Raw genomic sequence first — 6,420 nt, forward strand, 5'->3', positions numbered from 1 at the left:
ACCGCGTGAGGGCCGCATCCCGGATGACGGGGTGCGGCCCTCGGCGTGTGCGCGGTCAGGCGGTGGGGGCGCCGGCGACGCGGCGCTCGCCGCCGTTGCGCTCCTGCCAGCGGCGGTAGACGTCGACGGCGTCCTCCCGCGGCCGGTACGTCATGGGCATCCGGCGCTCCTGCCAGGGCGCGGCGATCTCGTCGTAGAAGGTGTTCAGCTCGAAGTACCTGCGGTCGTCCACGTAGTGCGGCTCGTAGGCGTCGCGGGTGGTGAGGAAGACGACCTCGTCCGGGGAGCAGTAGTACAGCGCGCCCAGGCACATCGGGCACGGGTGCGCCAGGACGTAGAGGGTGGCGCCGGTCAGGTGCTCGGTGCCGAGCTTGGTGCAGGCGTCGCGGATGGCGAGGATCTCCGCGTGCGCGGTGGGGTCCGAGGTCTGGGCGACCAGGTTGGGGCTCTCCGCCAGGATCTCGCCGTCCTTGACGATGACGGTGGCGAAGGGGCGGCCGCCCTCCTCGACGTTGCGGCGGGCGAGGTCGATCGTGCGTTGTGCGAAGTCCACGGTTCCTCCGGGGAGTCGGCGGGAGGGTGATCAGAAGGGCTTGGTCGGCAGGTACTTGCCGTCGAGGGTGATGACGGCGCGCTCGCCGCCCTCGGGGTCGGCGACCTTCTTCACGTCGAGCTTGAAGTTGATCGCGGAGATGATGCCGTCGCCGAACTGCTCGTGGATCAGGGCCTTGAGGGTGGTGCCGTACACCTGGAGCATCTCGTGGAAGCGGTAGATCGTCGGGTCGGTGGGGATGCCACCGGGGATCGAGCCGCGGGTGGGGATGGTCTGCAGCAGCCGGGCCGCGTCGTCGTCCAGGTCCAGCAGTTCGGCGACGGCCTTGGCGGACTTCTCCGGCAGGGCGTGCTGGCCGAGGACGGCGGCGGTGGTGAAGGCGACGGACAGCTCGGCGGCGTCCGCGATCTCCTGCCAGGTCAGGTCCTTACGGGTCTTGGACTCGACGGCGACGATCGACAGGGCCTGACGGGCGGCGGGGTCCAACTGGGCGTGTGCCATGGGGTGTTCCTTTCGGGAGGCGCCGGACGCACGGTGCGTCCGGCACGGTACGGGGACCGGCGGACGGCCGGTCAGACGCCGGCGCGGTCGAGGGTTTCGAGCTGGTCGACGGAGCCGGAGGCGATGTCGAAGACCCAGCCGTGCAGCGTCAGACGCCGCTCGGCGAGGGCCTGCGCCACCGCGGGGTGGGTGGCGAGGTTCCGCAGCTGGGCGGAGACGTTGGCCCGCACCAGGGCACCCACGTCGGCCGGCCCTGCCGTGGCGGCGGCGCGGGCGACGGAGGCGTCCGCGTGGCGCAGCCAGCCGGCGAGCTGGGGTGCGTCGCCGAGGTCGTGCCCCTCGGCCAGGGCCGTCATGGCGCCGCAGCCGGAGTGGCCGCAGACGATGGCGTCGGTGACGCCGAGCACGCGTACGGCGAACTCGACGCTGGCGACGGTGCCGTCGGCGGCCGGACCGTGGGCGGGGGCGAGATTGCCCGCGGTGCGGATGACGAACAGTTCCCCGGGCTCGCTCTGGGTGATCAGCTCGGGCACCACCCGGGCGTCGGAGCAGCCGATGAACAAGGTGGTGGGCCGGTGCTCGGTGGCCAGCCGGGCGAAGAGTCCGGCCTTCGCCGGGAAGACGTCCCGGCGGAAGTGGGCGACACCGTCCATGAGGTCGGGCATGATCACTCCCTTCAGTGACTGCCGACCCTGCCGGGCCGACGGGTTCCACCCTGCACGAGCTGGACCTATAGCGTCCAAGACGCAGTGGACATGATCGCTATTGGCCTTGCCTATACCTGTGCGTGCCCGCTGTTACGGGCGGAAGGTCGTTTGACGGAGACGCTCGACGAACTGGCGTCGCCGTCAGCAAGGGGGAACCAGCTTCGCGAGCCCGGTAGCCCCTTCGGGGGTGACCTGGACGCTGCGGGGGACGCTGCCCCGTGTGATCCATTTGAGGTCGAAGAGCCTGGTGGTGACGGCGGTGCCGAGCGGGCCGGTGAGGTGGTGGGCCTGCTCGGTCCAGTCGATGCAGTAGCGCAACGGCCGTGTCGTGGCCAGTTGGCGGGGCGCGATTCCCCACGCCGCCAGTGCCTCGGCCCCTTCGGGAGTGAGTCGGTACCGGTCGCCCTTTCCGGGTGCGGAGAGCCGGTCACCGGCGGTCTCGGGACGGTGCAGCCCATCGCCTCCGGTGATCCAGCCTGCCGCGATCAAGCGCCGGAACAGGTCGACACCGGCCTGCCCGGCAAGGTGGCGGTAGCAGGTTCTGGCGGACCGGACGGCATGGGCGCGGGTGTGCGCCCGCAGTGAGGTGATCGGGGTGCGCGGTGCGAGCTTGGCGAGGGCTTCCAGGACTCCCTCGACCTCGCTGGTGGCGAGCCGGTAGTAGCGGTTGCGGCCCTGCTGCTCGACCGAGACCAACTCGTGGTCCAGCAGCACCGACAAGTGGTTGCTGATGGTGGAGGCTGCCACACCGGCTTCCTCGGCGAGCCGCCCGGCCGGAAGCGCACGGCCGTCGGCCAGCGCCATCAGCACGCGGGCACGGCGGGGGTCCGCGAAAGCAGACGCGACTCGGGCGATGTCCGGCTCGCCCATCGCGGCTCGTTCCTGACGCATACGCCGATGCTACGAGCGAATCGCTTCGACGCCGGCTGAAATGTTCCGGCCCGACGATGACGGCATGGCACCGAACTCTTCACGAGGGCCCCTGACCCTCGCGCTGTGCGGCGGGTACTTTCTCGTTCTGCTGGACGTGACCGTCGTCAATGTCGCCCTGCCGCGGATCGGCTCCGAGCTGCACGCGGGAAGCGCGGGGCTGGCATGGGTGGTGGATGCCTACGCGGTACCGCTGGCCGCGCTGCTGCTGGCGTCGGGGGCGATCGGGGACCGACTCGGGCACCGCAGGGTGGTCCTGCTGGGCTTCCTCACCTTCGGTGCCGCGTCCGTGCTGGGTGCGCTGGCCCCGACCCTCACCGTCCTGATCGCGGCGCGCGCGATCCAAGGCGTGGGCGCGGCGCTGACGCTTCCCGGCACCCTTGCCCTCCTGGTCGAGAACGCCCCGGGCGAGGCCGGTCGTTCACGGCTCGTCGGCGCGTGGGCGGCGATCGGGGGTGCCGCGCTTCCCGCCGGGCCCGTCATCGGCGGGCTGCTGGTCCAGGCCACGGGATGGAGGGGCGTGTTCTGGCTGGGCGTCCCGGTGATCGCTCTCGCGCTCCTGCCCGTCATCCGGCTCTCGCCCCCCTCGGCACAGCTGCGGCCGGAAGGGCGCGTGGACTGGACCGGTGCGGGCCTGCTCGTGGCGGCACTCACCTGCGGGGTCACCGCGATCATCCAGGCCCCGTCCTCTCCCCCGTGGGCGGGACTGCTCGCGGCAGCCGCCGCCTGCGCCCTGATCGCCTTCCTCGTCGTCGAGCGGAGGGTGGAGCGCCCGCTCCTCTCCGTCCCACGCGGTGCGCGACTGCCGCTGGGTATGGCCTGCCTGGTGGCGGGGCTGATGAACCTCTACGCCCTCGGCGGGCTGTTCCTGCTGACCCAGATCTTCCAGGGCGTCCACCGCCTCGGCCCGCTCTCCGCCGGACTCCTCACCCTCCCGGCCATGCTGCCGCTGCCGCTCCTCGGCGCCCCCGCAGGCAGGCTCAGCGCCCGCATCGGTGTCTGGCGCACCAGCGCACTCGGCCTCATGGTCGCCGCCGCCGGGCTGACCGGGGTCGCCGCCACCCTCACCGGCTCCGGAACCGGCCACCTCACCCTGGCGCTCTTCCTCGCCCTCTGGGGAACCGGTCTCGGTGTCCTCACCCCCGCGATCGTCTCCGCCGCGCTCAGCACCACGCCCGGCTCCCCCGGCCTGGCATCCGGTGCGAGCAACACCAGCCGGCAGACCGGCGGCGCACTCGGCATCGCGCTCTTCGCCGCGTTCGCCGGACGCGCCGACGGCCCCGGCTTCCTGCCGCACGCGATCGGACTGTTCATCGGCACCGCAGCCCTCTTCGCCCTCACCGGCCTGCTCTGCCTCGGCATCTCGCGCAACCCGCGAATCCACCTCGTATGACGTACCGCCACGACCCCACGAAGATCGGGAAGACACCCCCTGGTGCGCGGGTCCGATCGCGGCCCAGGAGGGCGCCCGCGGCATGGACGATCCAGGAGCCGACGACAGAGCCGACCGTGGTCCAGACGATGACGGCCGGCAGGCTCAACCGGCCCTGCCCGGCGGCGAATCCGGCGACGGGCAGGACGATCTCGCCGGGAATGAACGGCAGGACGGTGTCGACGAGGTTGGTCAGCCCGGCGCCCACGGTACCGAGCGCGTCCATGACGTCGACGGCCCAGCCGGCGATGCCGCCGGCGGGCTCGGCGGAGGCGGCGAGGAACGGCGCGGAGGCCGACGTGGCGACCATGCCGTTGACGCCAGGAGCCGGGCACGGCCACCACCATGCGGTCGTCACCCGGTCGTCCTGCGGTTTTCCGCAGGACGACCGGGGCGAGGCGCGTGTCTCGACCGCGAGGAGCGGGCCGGTTCGCCCCGGCGTCCGCGTAGGGCGGGCGGGCCGGTACGGGCGCCCGGCCGGCCGCTGCCTATAGTCCGCGTATGGGTCCGGAACTCCGTCATCTGCGCTATCTGATCGCGGTCGCCGAGCACGGGAACTTCACCCGCGCCGCCGAGGCGCTGACCGTCTCCCAGCCGACGCTGTCGCAGCAGATCAGGCAGTTGGAACGGTCGGTGGGCGCCCAGCTCCTGGACCGCAGCGGGCGCACCGTGCGGCTGACGGACGCGGGCACCGCCTACGTCCACTACGCGCGGCGGGCGCTGCGGGAGCTGGCCGCCGCCGACCGTGCGGTCCTGGACGTCGCGGATCTCACCCGGGGCCATCTGCGGCTGGCCATGACGCCGACGTTCACCGCGTATCTCCTCGGACCGCTGGTGGCGGCGGTGTGCGACGCGCACCCCGGGCTGACGCTGGAGGTGCACGAGGAGCCGCAGGACCGGATCGAGGCGGCGCTGCTCGCCGACGAGCTGGACCTCGGCATCGCCTTCGAGGGCCCGCATCTGCCGGGCATCGCCGCGAGCGCGCTGTTCGCCGAGACCCTCGGGCTGGTCGCCACCGCGCACCGGCCCGGGGCCGACGATCCGCGGCCGATGTCGGTGGACCGGCTCGGCGGGCAGCCGCTGGCGCTGCTCAGCGCGGACTTCGCGACCCGGCGCCACATCGACGCCCATTTCGCCCGCCACCGCATCGACCCGCCGATCGCGGTGGAGGCCGACACCATCCAGGCGCTCACCGAGATCGTGCGGCGCACTCCGCTGCTGGCCACCGTGTTGCCCGACGCGATCACCGACGACCATCCGCATCTGGCGCCGGTGCCGCTCGATCCGCCGCTGCCGACCCGGGTGGCGGCACTGCTGCGGCGGGAGAGCGCGTACCGCAGCGCCGCCGCCCGTGCCTTCACCCGGGTGGTCGCGCAGGTCGTCCGCGACCGTGGCTACCCCGCGCCCTGAGCCGCGGCGCCGGGCGCGCGGCACCGGACGGGGCGGGCGCCGATGAGAGAATCGGACGCATGACAGGGTCTGAGAAGTTCGAGCCCGAATCGGAGCGGGTCACCCGGCAGTTGCGCGACGACATCATCGACGGTGTCCGCGCGCCCGGCAGCAAGCTGGTCGAGCGGGAGCTGGCCGCGGAGTTGGGCGTGAGCCGGCTGCCGATCCGGGACGCCCTGAAGGCGCTGGTCACCGAGGGGCTGGTGACGCCGCGGCCCCGGAGCTGGGCCGTGGTGCGGGAGTTCACCCCGTCGGACCTCGCCGATCTGGAGGAGGTCCGCTCGGCGCTGGAGACGATGGCGTTCCGCCTCGCCGCCCAGCGCCGCACCCGTGCCGGGCTGGCCCGGCTCCGCGCCGACCTCGACGCCGAGCTGACGGCGGCACGCGCGGGCGATGCGGTACGGGCCCGGCGGGCGGCGGCCGACTTCCACGAGACGGTGATCTCGCTCGCCGACAACGAACTCCTCAACGAACTGGAGCGCACCCTGCGCAGCCGGATGCGGTGGCTGCTGGGGCAGCACGACGATCTGGTGGCGATCGCCGAGGAACACGAGGCGCTCTACGACGCCGTCGCGGACCGTGATGCGGACCGCGTCGCCGAGTTGACGACCCGCCATCTGGCGACCAGCCGCCGGGTGGCGGCGGCACGGCAGGCACGGCGCGAGAGCTGAGGGGCCGCCCGGCAGCGGGCCCGGCAGCAGGCCCGGAAGCGGGGCCCGGCGGGCGTTCCGGGTGCGGGGGGGGGGGGGGGGGGGGAGGAAGGGGGGGGGGGGGGGGGGGAGTGGGGGGGGGGGGGGGGGGGGGGGGGGAGGGGGAGGGGGGGGGGGGGGGGGGGAGGGGGGGGGGGA

General features: G+C 73.3%; 8 protein-coding genes. 3 read left to right on the top strand and 5 right to left on the bottom strand.

The genetic code is table 11. The features are described 5' to 3' along the window. Positions 1-55: 55 nt before the first annotated feature. From ACZ4U4_RS15355 to ACZ4U4_RS15370, 4 genes are all read right to left on the bottom strand, one after another. Positions 56-553: a nucleoside deaminase gene (locus tag ACZ4U4_RS15355; RefSeq protein WP_467873652.1), complete on the bottom strand. Its 498-nt coding sequence runs from the start codon at positions 551-553 to the stop codon at positions 56-58. A gap of 30 nt (positions 554-583) precedes the next feature. After that, positions 584-1,054 carry a cyanase gene (gene cynS, locus ACZ4U4_RS15360; protein ID WP_467873655.1) on the bottom strand — a complete coding sequence of 157 codons (471 nt, stop codon included), beginning with the start codon at positions 1,052-1,054 and terminating at the stop codon, positions 584-586. A 71-nt stretch (positions 1,055-1,125) separates the two neighbouring features. Continuing rightward, positions 1,126-1,719 carry a carbonic anhydrase gene (locus tag ACZ4U4_RS15365; RefSeq protein WP_467873657.1) on the bottom strand — a complete coding sequence of 198 codons (594 nt, stop codon included), beginning with the start codon at positions 1,717-1,719 and terminating at the stop codon, positions 1,126-1,128. 183 nt (positions 1,720-1,902) lie between these two features. Continuing rightward, positions 1,903-2,652 (bottom strand): ArsR/SmtB family transcription factor, encoded by a 750-nt coding sequence (locus tag ACZ4U4_RS15370; protein ID WP_467873660.1) that lies wholly within the window; start codon positions 2,650-2,652, stop codon positions 1,903-1,905. A gap of 64 nt (positions 2,653-2,716) precedes the next feature. On the opposite strand from ACZ4U4_RS15370, the gene ACZ4U4_RS15375 reads away from it, so the two are divergent. After that, on the top strand, positions 2,717-4,084 hold the full coding sequence (locus tag ACZ4U4_RS15375) for an MFS transporter (RefSeq protein ID WP_467873662.1): 1,368 nt from the start codon (positions 2,717-2,719) through the stop codon (positions 4,082-4,084). On the opposite strand, the gene ACZ4U4_RS15380 is transcribed toward ACZ4U4_RS15375, so the two are convergent. Continuing rightward, complete coding sequence (locus ACZ4U4_RS15380; protein ID WP_467873665.1) at positions 4,029-4,481, bottom strand: DedA family protein; 453 nt, start codon at positions 4,479-4,481, stop codon at positions 4,029-4,031. The two genes, ACZ4U4_RS15375 and ACZ4U4_RS15380, sit on opposite strands and share 56 nt — an antisense overlap. Before the next feature lie 143 nt (positions 4,482-4,624). Here ACZ4U4_RS15380 and cynR point away from each other — a divergent pair, with 143 nt between their 5' ends. Together cynR and ACZ4U4_RS15390 are read left to right on the top strand one after the other, a co-directional pair. Continuing rightward, positions 4,625-5,533 carry a transcriptional regulator CynR gene (gene cynR, locus ACZ4U4_RS15385; RefSeq protein WP_467873668.1) on the top strand — a complete coding sequence of 303 codons (909 nt, stop codon included), beginning with the start codon at positions 4,625-4,627 and terminating at the stop codon, positions 5,531-5,533. A gap of 59 nt (positions 5,534-5,592) precedes the next feature. Next, the gene (locus tag ACZ4U4_RS15390; protein WP_467873670.1) at positions 5,593-6,243 is read left to right on the top strand and encodes a GntR family transcriptional regulator; all 651 of its coding nucleotides are present in this window, start codon (positions 5,593-5,595) and stop codon (positions 6,241-6,243) included. The last annotated feature ends 177 nt before the right edge of the window (positions 6,244-6,420 follow it).

The organism is Streptomyces sp. NPDC029159, from assembly GCF_055564055.1.